This is a genomic window from Xanthomonas arboricola, assembly GCF_002940665.1.
Classification (GTDB): Bacteria; Pseudomonadota; Gammaproteobacteria; order Xanthomonadales; family Xanthomonadaceae; genus Xanthomonas; species Xanthomonas arboricola_B.
Genome location: NZ_MIGY01000001.1, coordinates 492,492 through 511,209, shown reverse-complemented (window position 1 = coordinate 511,209; position 18,718 = coordinate 492,492). Strand labels below are relative to the sequence as shown.

The following is an 18,718-nucleotide window of genomic DNA, read 5'->3' as shown; positions in this document are numbered from 1 at the left end:
CAGCTGCAGAACTGCGTGCCGACATCCGCGTGCCGGTCAGGCCTGCGACGGACGCCGATGCCGCCACCTACGCCGCAACCGGCAGGAACACCATCTGCGGCGGCGGATGCATCAGGAACTGCTGGTGCGAGATATTCCACGCATACGCCCCGGCCAGCGGGAAGGCCAGGCAGTCGCCCGGTGCCAGCGCCGCGATAGGTTGGTTGCGCGCCAGCACGTCCTTGGGCGTGCACAGCTGCCCGACCAGGGTGACCGGTGTGTCGCGCAGCACGGGCGCACGCCCGCCACGCAACACACGGAACGGGTGATCGTGGCCCTGCGCGGCCGGGGTGCGGAAGTGGTGGGTGCCGCCGCGGGCGATCGCAAACCACGCGCCGTGGCTGCGCTTGAGGTCCAGCACGTCCATCAGATACCAGCCGCAACTGGCGCTGACATAGCGCCCGGGTTCCAGCCGCAGCCGCAGCGCCTGGCCGTGGTCGCGTAGCAAGGCAGGCAAGCCGGCGCAGAAGCCGGCCCAGTCGAACGACGATTCCGGCGCCAGATAATCCACACCGAAGCCGCCGCCTGCATTCACCCGCAACGGGCCGAGCGCGTAGGCCTGCCGCCACTGCTGCACGGTGCGCAGGTAGGCGGCGATCAGATGCAGTTGCGCGCCGGCATCGCGCTGGTGCGACATCAGGTGGAAATGGAAGCCTTCCAGCCGCAGCGAGGGGCTGGCCCGCAGCCGTTGCATCGCCGCGTCCAGGTCGTCCGGGTCCAGGCCGAACGGCGAGGGCTGCCCGCCCATCATCAGGCGCGTGCTCTGCGCGCCGGGCACGGCGATGTTCATGCGCAGGAACACCGGCATGCAGCGGCCGGCCTGCGCGGCGATCGCAGCCAGGCGTTCCAGTTCGCCCAGGCTTTCCACATGCACGGTGCAGTCGGGCAGCGCGGCGGCCTGGGCCAGTTCGTTATCGAGCTTGCCCGGGCCGCCGAACAACAACGCGGCCCGGGGTTGTTGCCGATGCAGCCAGGCCAGTTCGCCGCCGGAGGCCGCCTCGAAACCATCCACGTGCGGGGCGAGCGTATGCAGGATCGGCGGCTCCGCATTGGCTTTTGCCGCGTAGAACAGCTCGCAGGCGGGCGGCAGTTGCGCGCGCATCCAGGCCGCATGCGCATCCAGCGCGGCCAGGTCGTAGACGTAGGCGCACAGCGGGCCATCGCTTTGGTCGCGGATGCCCGGCAACGCCTGCATCACTGCGTCAGTGTCGATGCGCAGGCTCATGCAGCCACCCGCCGCGCCGCTGCGATGCGTGGGATCGGGTTGGGCAGCGGTGTGTAGTCGGAGTGTCGATCGGCGCGTTGCCACAGCCGCGTGCCCAGGTTGTTCTTGCCGGGCAGCGGCGCGCCGTCGAGCAGGCCCTGCAGCGCGGCTTGCGTGCCATGGCGCTGTTGCCAGCGCGCGGCGAGCTCGCCCACGCATTGCCACAGGCGCGCGTCCAGCGCGGCATCGCCTTCGGTCAGATGGAAGATCGCCTCGGCCAGATTGTTGACCAGCGCGCAATACGCCACGCGATTCCAGCCCTGTTCCGGCGTGTAATACAGCGATTGCCGCGCGCGTTCGCCCACGCCCTGCAAGCGCGTGGCGGGCCAGTGATGTGCAAGCAGCTTGGTGCCTTCCAGGTCGCGGATCCATACCCGCGTCGGCCAGCCATCGGCACACCCGATCACGGTGTTCTGCAGATGCGGTTCCAGCGCGATGCCGTGCTGGAACAGGGCGCTCCACACCCCATCCAGCAGCAAGCCGGCATAGGCGCGGAACCACAGCAGCGTGGCGGTGTGGCGATCCATCTGCGCGCCGCCCAATGCCTGCAGCCTGGACGCGCACACGCTGTTGCCCTGCGCATCGCAGGTGAACAACGCGGCGGCCACCTGCGGCTGCCAGCGCGCGCGTTGCGCGGCGGGCACGGTCTGCCGGTACAAAATGCCGAAGCTCTCCGACAGGCCACGCGCCGCCAGCGGGTCGGCGTCGTGCAAGGCGGGATCGACCTGGGCGACCTCCAGCGAGGTGGCCGCAGGCTCCAGCATCACATCGAAGCCCGGCACCTGCACCGCCAGCGCACGCCAGCTCGGTGCCAGCAGCTCGGTGAGCGCGACCGCACTTTCCAGCTCGTACCAGGCGTTCTTGCGCACGCAGTTGGTCAACCGCACGTGCACCGAGCACTTGAGGAAATAGTCCAGTTCCGGGTGATACAGCGTGCGCACCGACGAGGTGGGGCGCAGTGCCTCGCCCAGCATGCCGACAGGCTCGATCAGCCCGCGCGCCTGCAGGGTGCGCAGCAGCGGGTCGTCGAGCAGGCGCTGCGCTTCCCACGGATGACAGGGATACAACGCGTCGCTGCCGGACAGCTGCCGCAGGCTGGCACGCACATCGCGGCCCTGCATGCGCAGCAGCCGTGGGTCGATGCGGAACCAGAACAGCTGGAACGCGGCGCGCGCTTCCGGCGCGCAGGCAAGCACCTGCGCCAGGTCGACGCCTTCGCGGCTCTTGGGCGTGGGATGCAAGGCATGCCCCCACAGCATCGATTGTTCGGCGTCGATCATCGCCTCGCCGGTCGCGGCGGTGCCATGTGCCTGGCGCAGCAGTGCGGCAGTGATCGCCACACTGTTGGCGCTTTGCGCGAGCAGTTCCGGGTTGACCGCCTGCGTGCTGCCCAGCGCCTGCAGCAGGCAACGCGCCAGGGCATGCGCATCCAGGCTCTGCCACGGTTGGCCGGCGCCCTTGAGAAATGGCGTGGAGGCAAAGCGGCAGCGGCCCAGGCGATCGGCATAGGCAATGCGCACGCACAGCGCGCCGGTATCGCCCAGCGCGATCCGCAGCCAGCGCTGCTCGGCCACGCGCGGGCCGGGGCGGTCCAGCCCGCGGTAATCGAAGTCCACTGCGCGCTGCGGAATCGCGAACTCGCGCAGGTAGCAGTTCAACCAGCAACTGCAGGCCTGCGCGTCGGCCATGCTGTCGTACCAGGGGTCATGCATCGTGTGCGGCGACATCGGCGGATCTCCTCGAGGGGAAGCGCACCAGAACGGTGAGCGCAGCGGCCGCCGCAGCCAGCGCGGCAGCCAGGAAGGGGGTGGCAGGGCCGGCCGCCTGGGCCAGCGCGCCGGCAGCGGCACCGGCGAACACGCCGGCCCATTTGCCGCACGCATCGAAGCGGCCGAACAAACGCCCGGCGCCATGCCCGCTGGCGACGAGCGCCAGGCTGCGGTTGAGCCCACGCAGGCCGAACAACATGCCGAACCCGAACAGCAGCCGTGCCGCTGCCAATGCGATGGCGTCGTGCAGCATCGCCTGCCACAGGCAGGCCAGCGCGAACAGCACCAGGCCGGGCACCAGCCAGGCCTCGCCATCACCGCGCCGCCACCAAGGCAGCACCACCAGATAGACCAGGTGCGGCAGGCTGTAGAGCAGGCCGGCCAGCGCGTCGTGGCCGGCGCCGCGCGCCAGCGCATACGGGATGAAGTAGGGGAAGGTCACCACCATCGCGAAGCAGAACAGAAACTGCGCGATCAGCAACGCAGGCCACAGTGCGCTGGCCGCTGTGGTGGTGGGTGCTGACGCCGACCGCGCCGACGCAGTTGCAAGCCCGGGGGGTGTCGGCTGCGCAGCGGACGCTGTCGGCCGCTGTGCAGGCCGGTCGGCTGGCAGACGCCAGGTCAGCGCGAACGCCAACAGCGGCAGCAGCGCAAGCGCGCGATACAGCGACTGCGCCGGGCCAAGCGCCACGGCCAGGCCCAGCAACGCAGGCGCGCTGACCATCGCCAGGCGCGCCGAGTACTGCGTCCAGTCGAGCGCGCGCGCCAGCGGGCCGGCCTGCGGCTGGCTGGCCAGGTACGCATTGGCCGCCGCCAGCGAGCCGCCGCAGGTGCCCTGCACGATTAGGCCGATCACCAGCCAGGTCAGCGACGGCGCGAAGCCGGCGATCGCAAAGCCCAGCGCCAGCCCCAGTTGCGCACGCAGCAACGAGCGCTTGCGTCCATAGCGGTCGGCCAGGCGCCCCCAGGTGCCGGCCGTCAACGCGGTGCACAGCGTCGGCAACACGTACAGCACGCCGCTCCAGCCAACCGCCGCAGACGGTGCCAGTTCGGCCAGCACCTGCGGCAGAAACAACGGCATGCCCAATGCGGTGAAGGCGGCCAGGTAATGCGCGGCCAGCACCGGGCCCAGGACGCGCTTCATCGCTGGGCACCGGCCTGCCGGGTCGGCCTCCGCTGCACGCCAGCGAAGGCGTCGCCGAAGGGATTGGGCGCGCTATCGCCGTAGAACTTGTTGATGTCGCTCGCACCAGTGAGCTGTTTGCTGAGCAGGCTGCCGGCGCTGAGCAGGTACTTCACCGGCAGCCGCGGTGCGGCCAGCAGGCGGCGTGCGGGGCCGGTGTCGATGCCCTCGACGTCCAGTTGCGCCAGCGTCAATGCGAACTGCGTCTGCAACTGCGTGTACAGCGGCGCGCGCAACGCCGGCTGCCATTCGGCCAGGCCTTCCAGCACTGCCTGCAGGTCCAGCTGCAGCACGATGGTGCAGAACATCTGCGCCAGGGCTTGCGGCGCGTCCACCGCGATGCGCGCATCGTGCAGCGGGCCCAACGCGTCCAGATCCGGCAGCTGTGCGCGCAACTGCGGCATTGCGATGCGCGCGGCGTCGTTGTCCTTCATCAGCAGCCGCGTCGCCTGGCCATCGGCGTAGACCAGCACGCTGTTCTGCTGATTGGCTTCCAGGGCGATGCCGTAGCGCAGCCACAGGCGCAGATGCACCGCCAGCATCAGCTCGGTGTACGCGCGCCACCAGCCGAGCACATCGCCCTGCGCAAAGCGCTCGGCCAGGTGGATCGCCATCGGCCGGCCATCGGGCAAGCGCGCGCACAGCGCGGCCACCGGTACCAGCGTGGCGTCGCCCAGCGGTGGGTAGCGCCGCAGCAGATAGGCCAGATGACGGGTCTGTCCCACATGCCCGCCATGCGACTCGTCCACGAACACGCAACGGCCGCGCAAGGCCGGATCCAGCGCATCGATGCGCCGCAGTGCGCGCTCCAGCCAGTGGCCGTCGTACAGCGTGGAGGGCTTGATCAGGCGCAGATTGAGCGCGCCCAGCGTGCGCATCGGAATCGGCAGCTTGAGATGCAGCTGCGGATGCTGCAGCGGCACCAGCGTGCGGACCGACAGGGTGGGGCGCACCTCCAGCCAGGCCTGCGGCGCCCGCAGTGTGCCTGGCGGCAGTGCAAACCCGTCCTGCTCCAGCCGCGCCCACACCAGCGGATGCACCGGCCAGGCGACATGCGTGCCGGCCAACGCAGGCGGCAGGCCCAGCGTGGCGAAGTCCGGCCACAACTCGGCCGGCGTGGCGCTGGTGCAGCTGACCTGCGCACGCGGAACCGCCAGCCAGCGCAACGCGAAGGTGGGCGCAAATTCCGGCGCGTAATCGCGCAGTTCCGAGGCATCCAGCCCGGCCTTGGCACGTGCGGTGGGATAGAACGGATGATCGCGATAGCTGGCCAGTTGATCGCAGCGGTACGCACGCTCGGCCGCATCTGCGTGCTGCAATGCGTTGAGCAGCGCAGGCGCCTGCGCGTCGTAGGCCTGGCGCGCCAGGCCCAGGTGGGCGGCAGCGCATTCGGCTTCTTCGGCGTAGGCGCGATGCAGCTGCTGGGTCTGCGTGTCCAGTTGCGCGCTCATGCGTTGCAGCCACGCCTGCGCACCGCGTTCGACATGCGCGCCATCGGCGCCCTGCACGATCCAGCTGTCGCCGCAGGCACTGATGTCCTGCAGATAGCCCTGCCGATGGATCGGCAACCACAGCGTGCCATCGGGCAGATGCGCGATGCGCCACCAACCCTCCACCGGGCTGGGGTCGGTCCATGCCGCCAGCACGCCTGCCTCGGGCGTTGCGGCGCTGCCGCGGGTGGCGATCCCGCGCAGGTCCTCGCGCAGGCAGGCATCGATGATGCGGGTGGCGATATAGCGTTGGTCGGCGGCACTGCTCATGCGCGCAGCTCCGCGCCATCGATCCGCCACTGCAGCCCCGCTTCGGCATGCACCACCGCCTGTTGCAGCGCCTGTGCATCGCTGGCCACCGCGCTCAGCACACCCAGGTAATCCTTGTTGGAATGGCTCAGGCGGATACGCTCGCCGGGTGCGCGCATGCGCCGGTAGTGCACATCGCTATGCGCATCGTGGTGGCGGCGATCTTCGCTGGCGGTCACCAGCTCGCCGTCCTGCGCGGCGACGTAGTAACGCAGCAAGGCATGGGCGCGATCGCAGCGCAGCTGCGGCAGCGGCAGGCCCAGATGCGGCGCCAGCGCGGCGGTAAACCACTGCCTGCCGAACATGTCGTCGAGCAGGAACTCGCGGCGGTCGCCGATGCTGCGGTAGTTGATCTCCACCAGCACCGGGCCGTCGCTGGTGAGGATGAATTCGCTATGGCACAGCCCGAAGCCGACCCCGAAGCTGCGCAGCTGTTGCAGCGCCTGCGCAATCACCGGCGTGTCCACGCGGGCATCCCACTGCGCCTCGCATTCCACGAAGTGCGGCGGCGGTGACAAGCGCACCTTGAAGCCGCCCAGCGCCTGCAACGTATGGCCGTCGCCCAGCGTTTCCAGCGTAAACAGCGCGCCTCCCAGCATGCCTTCCAGCAGCACGGTGCGCTGCGGATGGCGCTGCCACACATCGTCCAGATAGGCCTGCAGCTGCGCGGCATCTGCACAGTGGCGCACGTCCAGGCTGGCCACGCCCTCGCGCGGTTTGGCCACCACCGGCCACGGCGTGTCGGCCGGCAGTGCGGCGCCCGGCGCCAGCGTGCAGAACCACGGCGACGGCAGCCCACGTGCACGCAGGCGCTGACGCATCGCCGCCTTGTTCTTGGCCGCGTAGCAGACCTGCCAGTCCTTGCCGGGCAGGTCAAGACCCGCCGCGACCAGCGCAGTGCTGGTCTGCAGATGATCGCTGTTGCTGAACACCGCGCGCGGCGACACACCGGCGTCGTGCAGCACATCCAGCACGCCGAGCGGATTGAACACATCGCATTCGATCACCCGTTGCGGTGCATGCGCCGGATGCTCGCGGAAATGGCCGAGGTGATCGAGTCGGTGGTCGGTCAGCAGCCACACCGGCAGGCCGAGCGCATGCGCGGCCGGAAGAAACCCTTCGGTGATGGCCGGATGGCAGACATGGGTGAGGATCACCAACGGTGCAGCGGATGTCGCAGTCATGGCAGCTCTCGTTCAACAGGACGGTGGAAAAACCGGTACTGAAACGGGCTGCCTGGCGCCGCGGGGCGTTGGGTGGCCTGCGATATGGTGATCGCATGCCGCATGCTGCGGCAGGGAGACGTGCGTCATGCACGCCGTGTCGTCTGCGGTGCTCGCCAATGCGAGCGCCGTTGCCGTCAGCCGACCGACGCCCCTGTACGTCGGTCGTTACGGCATGTGCCGGGCCGAAGCCCTAAAACGTGTACTCCAGCCCGGCGGTGACGGTGCGCGACGGCGCGGCCTGGCGGCCCCACGGGCTGGTATCCACACCGCGGAACCAGTACTGCCGATCGAACAGGTTGTTGATCGCCAGCGACGCGCTGAACTTTTGTCCGTCGCGTTCGAACAGGGTATGGCTTACCTGCGTGTTCCACACCCAGTACGACGGCAACTCGCCGACCGAGGCGACCGCGTTCTCCTGCACGGTGTTTGCCGCATCACTGTAGGCCTTGCTGAAGTAGTAGCTCGACAGTGCGACAGTGGTGTGACCGAGCGTGTAGTTGCCGCCCAGGGTGATCTGGTTGCGCGAGGTATACGGCACGCGCAGCCCGCGGAATGCGCCCGATTCCTGGCTGGCATCCAGATACGCATAACCGGCGTTGAGGGTGAGCGCGCGCAGGTTCTCCGGGCTCCATTGCAGTTCCAGCTCGCCGCCTTGATGGCGGGTCTTGCCGAGGTTGCGGAACACGCGCGTGGTGTTGTCCAGCTGGATCTGCTGATCGAAATCGATCAGATACGCACCGAGCTGGATGCGGGTGCGGTCGTTGGGCTGGTAGCGCGTGCCGGCTTCGTAGTTCCACGCCAGTTCGGCATCCAGGTTGTTGCCGAAGATGATCTGGGTGACCTGCGGCGCACGCAGCGAGCGCTGCCCGTCCGCGTAGAAGAACCAGTGTGCGTTGGCCTGGAAGCCGACCGTCAACCCCGGCAAGACATCGCGGGTCTGGTTGCGCGTACGCAGGCCGGTGGCGCGATTGAAATAGCGCGAATCCAACCGCTCGTAGCGCAGGCCCGGGGTGATGGTCAGGCGTTCGTCGGGCAGGGTGATCGCATTGCTGACGTAGGCGGCCAGGGCGCGGTCTTCGAACTGCCAGTCACGCACGCTGGTGAACAGGCCATCGCGCAGGCGCAGATTGCCGACCAAAAAGTCGATGTCCTCGTTCACCGCACGCACGCCAGCGGTCCACTGCTGACGCACGCCACCGGCATCGCCCATGCTCCAGCTCAGCCGCGGCTCGCTGCCGACCACGCGGAAGTCGCGCGGTGCGGTCTGGCGCAGTTGCGGCGGCAGGTCCGAACGCCAGGTTTCGGTGGCGGCCTGGCGCATGCCGACGATGAAGTTGCGGCTGCTGCGCGCGCTGAAGTTGGTCCAAGACAACCGAACATCTTTCAACGGACCCCAGTCTCCGAACAGCTGCTCATACCCCAACGACGCACGCGTGGTACGGCCATTGAAGCTGTCCAGCGGGCGGGTGGACTGGCGCGGGTCGCGCCGGTAATCGTCCGGGCTGAGCGCGCCGGCCAGATCCATGTCGACCAGGTAGCGTTGCACGCTGGCCTTGAGCAACTTGGTGTCGTCCAGCCACCACTCCGCACGCACGCGCAGATTGCTGATGTCGGTATCGCTGTGCGCGCGCCAGTACTCTCCGTAGGTGCGATTGGCATCGACCTGCAGGCCGAGGTTGTCGGTAAGGTAGCCGCCGCTGCTGAGCGCGCTGTCCTGCAGAAACTGGCCCTGGCCGCCGGCGGTGACCTTGTGCGCCAGCGTGGTACTCCATTGGCTTGGGATCTCCTTGCTGACCAGATTGATCACCCCGCCGACGTTGTTCGGCCCGTACTGCACGGCCGCGCCACCGCGCACGATATCGATGCGGTCGATCTGGTTCAGCCCCACCGGAAACAACGACAGGCTGGTCTGTCCATATGGCGCCAGTGCCAGCGGAATGCCGTCTTCGAGCACCTGCACGCGGCCGCTGCGGCTTTCGTACAGGCCGCGCAGCATCAGCTGCGGCAACGCGCCGGTACCGGTCTCGTCGAAGATCTTGATGCCCGGCACGCGCTGCAAGGCATCGTCCAGCGAGCGGTTGCCGCCATTGCGCAGTTGCTCGCGGTCGATCACCTGGCGGCTGCCGGCATAGCGCTGCACGTCGTCGGGTTTGGAACGCCCGAGCAGACTGCCCTGCACCTGGATCGCGTCCAGTACGCGGATCGGTGTTTGCGTATCGGTGGCCGCCGCGTCCGGCGACTCGACGGCGGATGCCAGCGGCGGCAGGGTCAGGGCGGCCGCAGCGATGGCGATGGTCAGGGTGTGGAAACGGAACGTCGACATCTACGGCGTGCTCCTGCAGACGGGTGGCGGCGTGGGCGCAGCGAAGGTGGCCAGGTGACCGCGCAGTGCGCGTTGAATCAGCGCGCGGTCTTCGCCGGCAAGCAGCCAGCGCAAATCCGGCTGTTGCAGCCAGTGCGCGCGTTGCGCATCGGTGCGCGGATTGGGGCAGAACGGCACGTTGGCCGCAGCGCACTGCGCATGCAGTTGCAGCAGCAGCTGCCACACCTGTGGATGGGTCGGTTGCGGGCCCAGGCCCAGATCCAGCGCCAGATCCAGTGCGCCTTCCATCACCAAGGCCACGCCGGGCAGCGCAAGCAGCTCGGGCAATGCCGCGATGCCGGCCGCGCTTTCGATCATCGGCACGATGCGGATAGTGCGATTGGCCTGCGCGATGTAGGTAGGCAGATCGACGTTGCCGAAGCCGGTGACGCGCCCGCCGGTGATGCCGCGCCGGCCCAGTGGCGGGAACCGTGCGGCAGAGATGGCAGCGGCCAGTTGCGCGGCCGATTCGGCGCGTGGAATCACGATGCCGCGCGCGCCGGCATCCAGCACGCGACCGATCAGTTTTTCGTCCACTTCCGGCACGCGCACCCAGGCCTCGCAGCCGGACAGCTCGCAGGCACGGATGGCGTGCTCCAGTTCGTCGGGAGCGCGCAACACGTGTTCCAGATCGAGCACCACGAAGCCGTAGCCGATGCGGCCCAGCAGCTCGCACAGCTGCACGCTTGGCACTGCATTGAGAACGCCAACCGCAAGCGTCATGGCTGAGGCCGTAGGGGAACGGGCGCTCATCCTGCTCCGGATGGGAATGATTATCAAGTGTATTCGGTGGGCAGTTTTCGGTGCCCTGGTCGCAGTTTGATCATTGGCGGATGGCGAGCCATTCCGCACTGAACCATCTGCAGGCAGCAAACAACCCGCAGGCGCTGCCTGCGGGTTGTCGTTTCGTGCGGTGCTGCCTCATCCCGCCTCGCAGTTACGACGCCGGCACGCGCAAGGCCCGATATGGCGGCGTGGACATCACCATCTCGGCCAGCGAATAGGCCAGCTCGCGTTCGGCCAGCACCGCACCGTCGGCGCCGTGTTCGAGCAGGTGCTTGACCTCGGTATCGCTGTGCGCGCGTGCCAGCAGCGTCAACGACGGGTTGATCGCGCGCAACTTGGCCAACGCCTCGCCGGCTTCCAGCGGCTGCGGAATCGCCAGAATCGCGATCTTGGCGTGTTCCGGGCGGGCTTCGGCCAGTACGCGGTCGGCCGCCGCGCTGCCGCGGATGCCGGGAATGCCGGCCGCATGTGCCTTGGCCACGTGATCGCCGTTGTCGTCGATCACCAGTACCGGCACGCCGCGACTGCGCAGCAACTGCGCCAGCGCGCTGCCGACGCGGCCATAGCCGATCACGATGGCATGGCCGTCCAGTTGCAACGGCGGGCCGGGCGGCAGTTCCGGTTCCACCGTGGCGGGCGCATCCTGCGCCTGCCGGGCCTGCCAGCGATCCAGCCACGAGAACAGGAACGGGTTGGCAATGATCGACAACAGCGCGCCGGCCAGGATCAGGTCGCGCCCGGTTTCTGGCAGGATCGCCAGCTGTACGCCCAGCCCGGCCAGGATGAAGGAGAACTCGCCGATCTGCGCCAGGCTGGTGGAAATGGTCAGCGCGGTGCCGGTGGGGTGGCCGAACGCACGCACGATCACGAACGCGGCCAGCGACTTGCCCAGGGTCACGGTCAGGAACGTGGCCAGCACCTGCCACGGATGCTCGACCAGGATCATCGGGTCGAACAGCATGCCCACCGAGACGAAGAACAGCACCGCGAACGCATCGCGCAACGGCAGCGAATCGCTGGCGGCCTTGTGGCTGAGCTCCGATTCCTTCAGCAACATGCCGGCGAAGAACGCGCCCAGCGCGAACGACACCCCGAACAGCGTGGCCGACAGGAACGCCACGCCCAGCGCGATGCCGAGCACGGCCAGGGTGAACAGCTCGCGCGAGCCGGTGGCGGCGACCTTTTCCAGCGACCACGGGATCACCCGCCGCCCGACCACCAGCATCACCGCCACGAACGCCACCATCTTGAACAGCGTCAGGCCCAGCGCAGCCAGCAGCGAGGTGGACTCGCCCGCGTGCGCCACGGCCGGCGCGGCGGTGCCAAGCACCTCGGCCAGGGCCGGCAACATCACCAGCGCGATCACCATCACCAGGTCTTCGACGATCAGCCAGCCCACCGCGATGCGGCCGCGCTGGGTTTCCAGCAGGCGGCGCTCTTCCAGTGCGCGCAGCAGCACCACGGTACTGGCCACCGACAGCGCCAGGCCGAACACCAGCCCATGCATCAACGGCCAGCCCATGCTCCAGGCCAGCGCCCAGCCGAGTAGCGTGGCGACCACGATCTGCGCCAACGCGCCCGGAATGGCGATCCATTTCACTTCCATCAGATCGTCGAGCGAGAAGTGCAGGCCCACGCCGAACATCAGCAGCATCACGCCCAGCTCGGACAGCTGGTTGGCCATGGTCTGGTCGGCCACGAAGCCGGGCGTGAACGGCCCGACGCAGACGCCGGCCAGCAGATAGCCGACCAGCGGCGAGAGTTTCACTTTCTGTGCGAGCGTGCCCAGCACGAAAGCGACCGCGAGGCCGACGGCGATGATGTCGATGAGGCTGGTGTCGTGATGCATTCCAATCCGTTGTGAGAGTGTCCGAGAGAGCGTCGCGGGCGCGACCAGCCGACGGCACTGCGCCGGGCGTCGCCTGTGGGCATTGCGTGGTCATGGCTGGAGTCCGGCGCGGGGGAAACCAGGACCGCGGTACTGGTCCGGTTGGCCGGGTGTCCATACTACACAGCGCTCGATTAACGCGATGCGACACGCAGCGCACGACGGTTGAAGAACTGCAGGCGACCAGCATTGCGTACGACCGGTTGGCACGTCTTTCCACGGCGTGAGCGCGCAACCTCGCTGCGATGGCGACGACGATCTGATCGCGCGCCTCATCCAGGCCAAGGGCACGGTGTTGCGGGATTTCGAGATCGAGATCGAGAGCGTGGCGGTTCCCCGGGCGGCATGCTGCATCCGATGCACGCGAATCGAGATGCCCACAACGAAAAACACCGCCGAGTGATCGGCGGTGTTGGCGTGTACGCGGGAGCGGCTCAGCACGTCCGCTCGGAACCGCCGATCAGAACCGGTAGGTGACCCGCCCGTACCAGTAGCGGCCGTTGAAGCCGAACGGCGACAGCGACGAATACTGCAGGCCGCCGGCGCGATCATCGTAGGCGGTGGTCAGCTGCGCCTTGGTCGGATACTGATTGGTGAGGTTGTCCGCGCCCACGGTGACGGTGAACGCGTTCCAGGTCTGGCTCGCAGCCAGGTTCAACAGCCAGCGCGCGTCGTAGGTCTGGTCCTGGCTGCCATCGGCCGGGTCGCTGATGCGCTTGATCGATCCATAGCGGGTGGCATTGAAGTTGAGCGCAAAGCCGCCCAGCGTCCAGTCCGCCGCCGCCATGTACTTGGTGCGCGGGGTGGCGTCGGTGAGCAGGCCCTGGCTGGCGCGCCCGAAGTTGGGGTTGGACAGTTCCAGGATCGTGGTCTTGTTGTAGTTGGCGCTTGCACTGAGATTGAGCTTGCCGTAGCTGCCCAGGTCGGCGAGATAGCTGTTGATCCAGTCCACGCCACGGGTGCGGCTGGTGGCGCCGTTGACGAAGAACTGCACCGCGGCCACCTGGCCGATCGGCTGCGCCAGCTGCAACTGGTCCGAATACAGGATCTGGTCCCAGATGCGGATCTGGTAGACGTCCAGGCTGGAGGTGAAACTGGCGGTCGGCTGCCACACACCGCCCAGGCCGTAGTTGGTGGATTTCTCCGGGCTCAGCGGGCCGGCGCCCAGCGCCACCGCGACCGGGTCGGAGGTGCGGTAGGTACCGACCTGCACCAGCTCGCCGTTCTGGATCAGCGTCACCACCGAGGCGTAGTTCTGCTGGGCCAGCGACGGTGCGCGGAAGCCGTTGGAGATGGTGCCGCGCAGCGAGAAGGTGTCGCTGAAGGCGTAGCGCGCCGACAGCTTGCCCGAACGCGTGGAGCCGGCATCGCTGTAGTTTTCGTAGCGCCCGGCGATGCCGCCGGACAGCTTGTCGGTGATGTCCGCTTCCAGGTTGGCGTAGACCGCATTGCTGTGGCGTCCGAACTTGCCGGCCACCGTCGGCTCCAGACCGGAGAACACCTGTGCGCCGCCCGGATACGGCGCGCCGTCGTCGGGATTGATGGTATTGGGATCGAAGAAGTACGACTCCGGCGAGCCGGCGGTGATCTGGTAGCGGTCCTGGCGATGCTCGGCGCCGAAGGCCACGTTGACCGGATACGCCAGGCCCCAGTCGAAGGACTTGTTGACGTCCAGGTTGATCGTGCCCTGTTCGGTTTCGAAGCCGCCGGAATTGAAGTTGGTCGGCGAGCTGCCGGTGGTGTAGTACAGGTTGGTGTTGATGCTGTTGAGGATGTTGAAGGTCATGTCGTTCTTGCCGTAGGTGGCCGACACGTCCCAGTTCCATTCGCTCTCGGTGCTGCCCTTCAAACCCAGTACGGCCGAGCGGTCGTTGGTGGGGTTGTAGATCTGCGGCAGGAAGCCGTTCGGGTAGATCGCCTGCACATTGCGCGCGGTGTTGTCGGCCGCGCGGTAATAGCCGTTGGAGGTGACCTCGCGACGGCTCATGCTGAGATGGCCGTACAGCTCCAGGTTCGGCGAGAACGCGTAGCCGAATGCGGCCAGCCCCTGATAGAACGTGGAGGCCGGGTCGCCGTGGCGCTGGTAGGGCACACCGCCCGGATTGGGCGTGCCCGGCACGGTGGTGGCGCGGTTGGTGTTCTCGCCGCGGTTGGTGCTCATGGTGTTCTGGTAATTCCACGACAACCGCACCCAGCCCGGTGCGGCATCGCCGCCGCTGCCGCCGAACGGCAGGCCGACCGAGCCGTCGATGCCGTTCTGCTCGCCGTCGCCCTTGTCCATGATGCCGCCATTGATCGACACGCTGTTGCTGCCGGTATCGGCGCCATGCTTGAGCACGATATTGACCACGCCGGCGATCGCATCGGAGCCGTACTGGGCCGAGGCGCCGTCACGCAGCACTTCGATGCGCGCGATCGCCGACATCGGCAGCGAGTTCAGGTCGGCCGGTGCCGAGCCGCGGCCGACATACGGGTTGTAGTTGATCAGGGAGGAGGTGTGATAGCGCTTGCCGTCGACCAGCACCAGCACCGCATCCGGCGACAGGCCGCGCAGCGTGGCCGGGCGTGCGGCATCGTTGCCGTCGGAGATCGCCGGGCGCGGGAAGTTCAGCGACGGCAGCAGCTTGCCCAGCGCGGTGGCGATGTCGGTGGCGCCGGTGGCCTGCAGCGACTGCTCGGTGATGATGTCGATCGGCGATTCGGATTCGGCCACCGTGCGGTCGCTGACGCGCGTGCCGGTGACGATCAGGGTGTCCAGGGTTTTCTGCGGCTGGGCAGGCTGCGATTGCGCACTGGCAGCGAACGTACAGACGGTGAGTGCGACCGAGATCGCAAGCGAGAGTGCGTTGGAGGTGTGCATGGGAATGGAGACTCAAAGGGGATGTGGACGCAGCGATGCGCTGCGCGTGTTGCCGGGGGAAGATGACGGCGGACTGCGTGATCCGGGTTGCCTGCGCGCAGCGTGTATGCGCTGGCGAGGCGGCGTGCACAGCAAGACATCAGACTGCGACGCAGCGTCTGCTGCGTGGCGCATCCTTGCGAAAGAGGGGGGAACTCGCCCTTTGGCCACAATCGGAAAGGGCGAGCGATGCTGCGGGGTGTTGCCTGGTCTCAGCGACGTGGGACGAGACGATCGACATGCCGGCCGCTGCCGACCGGCACGCGGCGATTTACCACTTGTAGCTCACGTTGGCATATACCAGCGCGCCGTTGAAACCGAACGGCGAGGCGCTGCTGTAGGGCAGGTAGGTGCGCGTGCCCAGGCCGGCTTCCTGGCGGTCGGGATACTCGTTGAGCACGTTGTCGCCGCCGATGGTGAAGTTCCAGTCGTTCAACTTGTAGGACGCGGCCAGATCCAATGTCCATTTCGCCGCATAGGTCTGGTCGCTGCCGGCGTTGGTGCCGAAGGTGCTGAACTCGCCCCAGCGCGTGGCGGTGCCGGTGAACGACCAGTTGCCCGGCGACCAGGTGCCGCCCAGGAAGAACTTGTCGCGCGGCGTGCCTTCGGTGATGCGACCGAGTTCGGCGCGGCCGATGCGCACCGCACCCGGATCGATCGCTTCCAGCGCTGCCGGGTTGTCGGCGATCCGTTCCACTTCGGTCTTGTTGTAGTTGTAGCCGGAAGTCAGTTCTGCGCTGCCGCCGTCCAGGTTCCAGCGATAGGTGCCGACCGCATCCACGCCCTGGGTCTTGGTGTCCACCGCGTTGGTAAAGTAGCGCCCGCCACCGATACCCGGGAAGCCATTGGCCTGCAGATAATTGCGCGCCGCGATGGACGTGAGGTTTTCCGACAGCACGATGCGGTCGTCGATCTCGATGCGATACGCATCGACGGTGATGTACAGGTTCTCGACCGGTTGCAGCACCACGCCCAGACCATAGTTCTTGGACTCCTCGGCCTTCAACGGTTCGGCGCCGAGTGCGATGGCGGCCGGATTGTCGGTACGGAAGGTGCCGATCTCGAACGGGATCGCGGTGACCGTGCCGTTGGGCTGCGCCACGTTGAGGAACTGCGTGGCGATCGACTGGAAGTTCTGCTGCTGCAACGACGGCGCACGGAAACCGGTCGAGGCGGTGGCACGCAGCGCGATCTTGTCGGTGAACGCATAGCGCAGCGACAGCTTGCCGGTGGCGGTATCGCCGAAGTCGCTGTACTTCTCGTAGCGTCCGGCCAGCCCGGCGGAGAACTTGTCGGTCAGATCGGCTTCCAGATCCACATAGGCCGAGTGGCTATTGCGGTTGTAGTAACCGGCGTCGGAGAGCTTGAAGCCCGGAAACACCTGCGCGCCGGGGATCAACGCGCCGTTGGCCGACGGAATACCGCCATTGGCCGAGGACGCCGCATCGCCGGGCGACTGGTTGAACTTCTCGCCGCGCCATTCCGCACCGAAGGCCAGCGTGACCGGATACGCCAGGCCCCAGTCGAGCGTCTTGGTGAAGTCGGCATTGAGCACATTCTGGGTCACTTCCAGCGTGCCGGCATGGAAGTCGGTGGGGCTGGTCAGGCCCAGGCTGTTGTTCAAGCTGTTGCGTACATCGAAGGTGAGGTTGTTCTGGCCGTAGTTGTAGCTCAGATCGATGTTCAAGCCGCCTTCGGTGGAGGTCTTCAAGCCGCCCACCCACGACACGTCCTTGCTGACGTTGTAGATCTGCGGCAGGAAGCCGTCCGGATAGATTTCCGGGCGGTTGCGGTTGTCGCCGGCAAAGCGGAAGTAGCCGTTGGAGAGCACTTCGCGGCGGCTAACCATGCCGAACGAGTAGAAGGTCAGGTAATCGGTGGGGCTGTATTCGCCGTTGAACGAGATCGCGCCCTGGTCGATGTCCGGATCGCCGTAGCGCTGCTCCACGCGGCCGCCGAACGGCAATGCGCGGTTGGTCTGGTCCGAGTGACCGGCCTGCGCGGCCAGATGCACCTTGCCGGTGCCGGCAAAGCTGAAACCGGCATCGCCGGACAGCTGGTACTGCTCGCCGTCGCCGGCGCTGTACTTGCCGTAGCGGCCATTGACGCTGCCGCCTTCGCCGCTGCCCTTGAGCACGATGTTGATCACGCCGGCAATCGCATCCGAGCCGTACTGCGCCGATGCACCGTCGCGCAGCACTTCGATGCGCTCCACTGCGGCGATCGGAATGGTGTTGAGATCGGCCGGCGACGAACCACGCCCCTGGGTGTCGTTGAGATTGATCAACGCGGTGGTGTGATAGCGCTTGCCGTTGACCAGCACCAGTACCTGGTCGGGCGACAGGCCGCGCAGCTGCGCCGGGCGCACTGCGTCCGAGCCGTCGGAGATGGCCGGGCGGGGGAAATTCAACGAGGGGATCGCGCGTGACAGCGCGGTAGCCAGCTCGGTGGTGCCGGTCGATTCCAGTGCCTGCGGCGAGATGATGTCGATCGGCGATGCCGATTCGGCCACGGTGCGATCGGCCACGCGCGTGCCGGTCACGATCAAGGTGTCGAGGGTTTTCTGGGTGGGAGCCTGTGACTGCGCGGATGCGTCTGACGCGGAAAACGACAGTGCAAGAACGACGGCAACTGCGAGTGGACTGGTCTTGCAATTCATGCGGTGACAACTCCGAGTGGGGAACGGATGCATCGCAGGGGGGCCCCCTCCCGGGCCGCGTCCGTTGCGGCAGCTGCGGTGCGTTCGGAACCATTAACCACGTCTAACCACATGTCAAATTTTGGTTACGTTGTGCAAGTAACTGTCATGCATGACGTGTTACTGCCATCGTTGTCATCGTGCACCAAAGTGATGCGTCGTTTGCACCAGACCTGCGGGATCAGTCGCTTGCCTGCACCATCATGGACATCGCTGCCAGATATGAAACTTCTGCATCAGAACGTGATCTGCACCGCATCGGCACTGCGTTGCGCAGGACCATGGAACACCGCCTCGATGTTGTTGCCATCGGGGTCGAGCACAAACGCAGCGTAATAGCTCGGGTGATACGGGCGCACGCCCGGCGCGCCGTTGTCGCGGCCGCCATGGGCGAGGGCGGCCTGATGGAACGCATGCACCATGGCCACGTCATGCGCCTGGAAGGCCAGATGGTGGCGGCCGGTGAGTTCGCCTTGCGCCATCGTGTCGCGATCGGACACGAACAGCTCGTCGGTCCAGAAGAATCCCTGACCTTCGCCACCGATGGGAACGCCCAGGGCATCGAGCACCGCCTGGTAGAAACGTCGGCTCGCCGCCAGGTCGCGGACGACCAGATGCAGGTGATCGATCAGGCGGCCGCGTGAGAGCTGCGCTGCGTCCATGGTGGGTGCTCCGGCAGGGTGGAAGCGGTGTTGATACCACCGCGGCTGCCGGCAGCTCTTCACGGCGCGCCGATGCCTGCGGTTAGATGGCTGCATCAAGACGCTGCACGTACAACGGGCAAAAACGCACACGCCCCGGGCAG

The 18,718-nt window shown here is 67.2% G+C and carries 12 protein-coding genes; 1 reads left to right on the top strand and 11 read right to left on the bottom strand.

Translation table 11 applies throughout. The annotated features are described in order from the left end of the window. Positions 1–67 precede the first annotated feature (67 nt). The 8 genes from XarjCFBP7645_RS02310 to ybaL form a co-directional block, all read right to left on the bottom strand. Complete coding sequence (locus XarjCFBP7645_RS02310) at positions 68–1,264, bottom strand: type III PLP-dependent enzyme (protein ID WP_104536085.1); 1,197 nt, start codon at positions 1,262–1,264, stop codon at positions 68–70. Next, positions 1,261–3,030, bottom strand: coding sequence for an IucA/IucC family protein (locus XarjCFBP7645_RS02305; protein WP_104536084.1), 1,770 nt, complete (start codon positions 3,028–3,030; stop codon positions 1,261–1,263). Before XarjCFBP7645_RS02305 ends, XarjCFBP7645_RS02310 begins: the two co-directional genes overlap by 4 nt. Continuing rightward, on the bottom strand, positions 3,008–4,216 hold the full coding sequence (locus XarjCFBP7645_RS02300) for an MFS transporter (RefSeq protein ID WP_104536083.1): 1,209 nt from the start codon (positions 4,214–4,216) through the stop codon (positions 3,008–3,010). The genes XarjCFBP7645_RS02305 and XarjCFBP7645_RS02300 overlap by 23 nt, the downstream gene beginning before the upstream one ends. Then, positions 4,213–6,015 carry an IucA/IucC family protein gene (locus XarjCFBP7645_RS02295; protein WP_104536082.1) on the bottom strand — a complete coding sequence of 601 codons (1,803 nt, stop codon included), beginning with the start codon at positions 6,013–6,015 and terminating at the stop codon, positions 4,213–4,215. Before XarjCFBP7645_RS02295 ends, XarjCFBP7645_RS02300 begins: the two co-directional genes overlap by 4 nt. Beyond that, on the bottom strand, positions 6,012–7,238 hold the full coding sequence (locus tag XarjCFBP7645_RS02290; protein ID WP_104536081.1) for a siderophore biosynthesis protein PvsA: 1,227 nt from the start codon (positions 7,236–7,238) through the stop codon (positions 6,012–6,014). Before XarjCFBP7645_RS02290 ends, XarjCFBP7645_RS02295 begins: the two co-directional genes overlap by 4 nt. A gap of 232 nt (positions 7,239–7,470) precedes the next feature. Further along, positions 7,471–9,603 (bottom strand): TonB-dependent receptor family protein, encoded by a 2,133-nt coding sequence (locus XarjCFBP7645_RS02285; RefSeq protein WP_104536080.1) that lies wholly within the window; start codon positions 9,601–9,603, stop codon positions 7,471–7,473. Next, positions 9,604–10,365 carry an aldolase/citrate lyase family protein gene (locus XarjCFBP7645_RS02280; RefSeq protein WP_104536079.1) on the bottom strand — a complete coding sequence of 254 codons (762 nt, stop codon included), beginning with the start codon at positions 10,363–10,365 and terminating at the stop codon, positions 9,604–9,606. A gap of 214 nt (positions 10,366–10,579) precedes the next feature. After that, positions 10,580–12,277, bottom strand: a complete 1,698-nt coding sequence (ybaL, locus tag XarjCFBP7645_RS02275; RefSeq protein WP_104536078.1) for a YbaL family putative K(+) efflux transporter — start codon at positions 12,275–12,277, stop codon at positions 10,580–10,582. Positions 12,278–12,539: 262 nt separating this feature from the next. Here ybaL and XarjCFBP7645_RS21850 point away from each other — a divergent pair, with 262 nt between their 5' ends. Next, positions 12,540–12,719 (top strand): hypothetical protein, encoded by a 180-nt coding sequence (locus XarjCFBP7645_RS21850; RefSeq protein WP_258079489.1) that lies wholly within the window; start codon positions 12,540–12,542, stop codon positions 12,717–12,719. Positions 12,720–12,776: 57 nt separating this feature from the next. Here the strand turns inward: XarjCFBP7645_RS21850 and XarjCFBP7645_RS02265 are convergent, their stop codons facing one another. The 3 genes from XarjCFBP7645_RS02265 to XarjCFBP7645_RS02255 all read right to left on the bottom strand — a co-directional run bounded on the left by XarjCFBP7645_RS02265 (position 12,777) and on the right by XarjCFBP7645_RS02255 (position 18,575). After that, a complete protein-coding gene (locus XarjCFBP7645_RS02265) occupies positions 12,777–15,176 on the bottom strand; it encodes a TonB-dependent receptor plug domain-containing protein (protein WP_104536077.1) in 2,400 nt (799 codons plus the stop codon). A gap of 310 nt (positions 15,177–15,486) precedes the next feature. Next, a complete protein-coding gene (locus XarjCFBP7645_RS02260) occupies positions 15,487–17,874 on the bottom strand; it encodes a TonB-dependent receptor plug domain-containing protein (protein WP_104536076.1) in 2,388 nt (795 codons plus the stop codon). A gap of 275 nt (positions 17,875–18,149) precedes the next feature. Beyond that, positions 18,150–18,575 (bottom strand): VOC family protein, encoded by a 426-nt coding sequence (locus XarjCFBP7645_RS02255; protein ID WP_181126140.1) that lies wholly within the window; start codon positions 18,573–18,575, stop codon positions 18,150–18,152. Positions 18,576–18,718: the final 143 nt, after the last annotated feature.

What these genes read in the sequence shown, in the direction of transcription:
- XarjCFBP7645_RS02310 (WP_104536085.1), bottom strand. Translation starts at nt 1,264, where the DNA reads ATGAGCCTGCGCATCGACACTGACGCAGTGATGCAGGCGTTGCCGGGC.
- XarjCFBP7645_RS02285 (WP_104536080.1), bottom strand. Translation starts at nt 9,603, where the DNA reads ATGTCGACGTTCCGTTTCCACACCCTGACCATCGCCATCGCTGCGGCC.
- ybaL (WP_104536078.1), bottom strand. Translation starts at nt 12,277, where the DNA reads ATGCATCACGACACCAGCCTCATCGACATCATCGCCGTCGGCCTCGCG.
- XarjCFBP7645_RS02280 (WP_104536079.1), bottom strand. Translation starts at nt 10,365, where the DNA reads ATGACGCTTGCGGTTGGCGTTCTCAATGCAGTGCCAAGCGTGCAGCTG.
- XarjCFBP7645_RS02255 (WP_181126140.1), bottom strand. Translation starts at nt 18,575, where the DNA reads ATGGACGCAGCGCAGCTCTCACGCGGCCGCCTGATCGATCACCTGCAT.
- XarjCFBP7645_RS02295 (WP_104536082.1), bottom strand. Translation starts at nt 6,015, where the DNA reads ATGAGCAGTGCCGCCGACCAACGCTATATCGCCACCCGCATCATCGAT.
- XarjCFBP7645_RS02305 (WP_104536084.1), bottom strand. Translation starts at nt 3,030, where the DNA reads ATGTCGCCGCACACGATGCATGACCCCTGGTACGACAGCATGGCCGAC.
- XarjCFBP7645_RS02290 (WP_104536081.1), bottom strand. Translation starts at nt 7,238, where the DNA reads ATGACTGCGACATCCGCTGCACCGTTGGTGATCCTCACCCATGTCTGC.
- XarjCFBP7645_RS02300 (WP_104536083.1), bottom strand. Translation starts at nt 4,216, where the DNA reads ATGAAGCGCGTCCTGGGCCCGGTGCTGGCCGCGCATTACCTGGCCGCC.
- XarjCFBP7645_RS02260 (WP_104536076.1), bottom strand. Translation starts at nt 17,874, where the DNA reads ATGAATTGCAAGACCAGTCCACTCGCAGTTGCCGTCGTTCTTGCACTG.
- XarjCFBP7645_RS02265 (WP_104536077.1), bottom strand. Translation starts at nt 15,176, where the DNA reads ATGCACACCTCCAACGCACTCTCGCTTGCGATCTCGGTCGCACTCACC.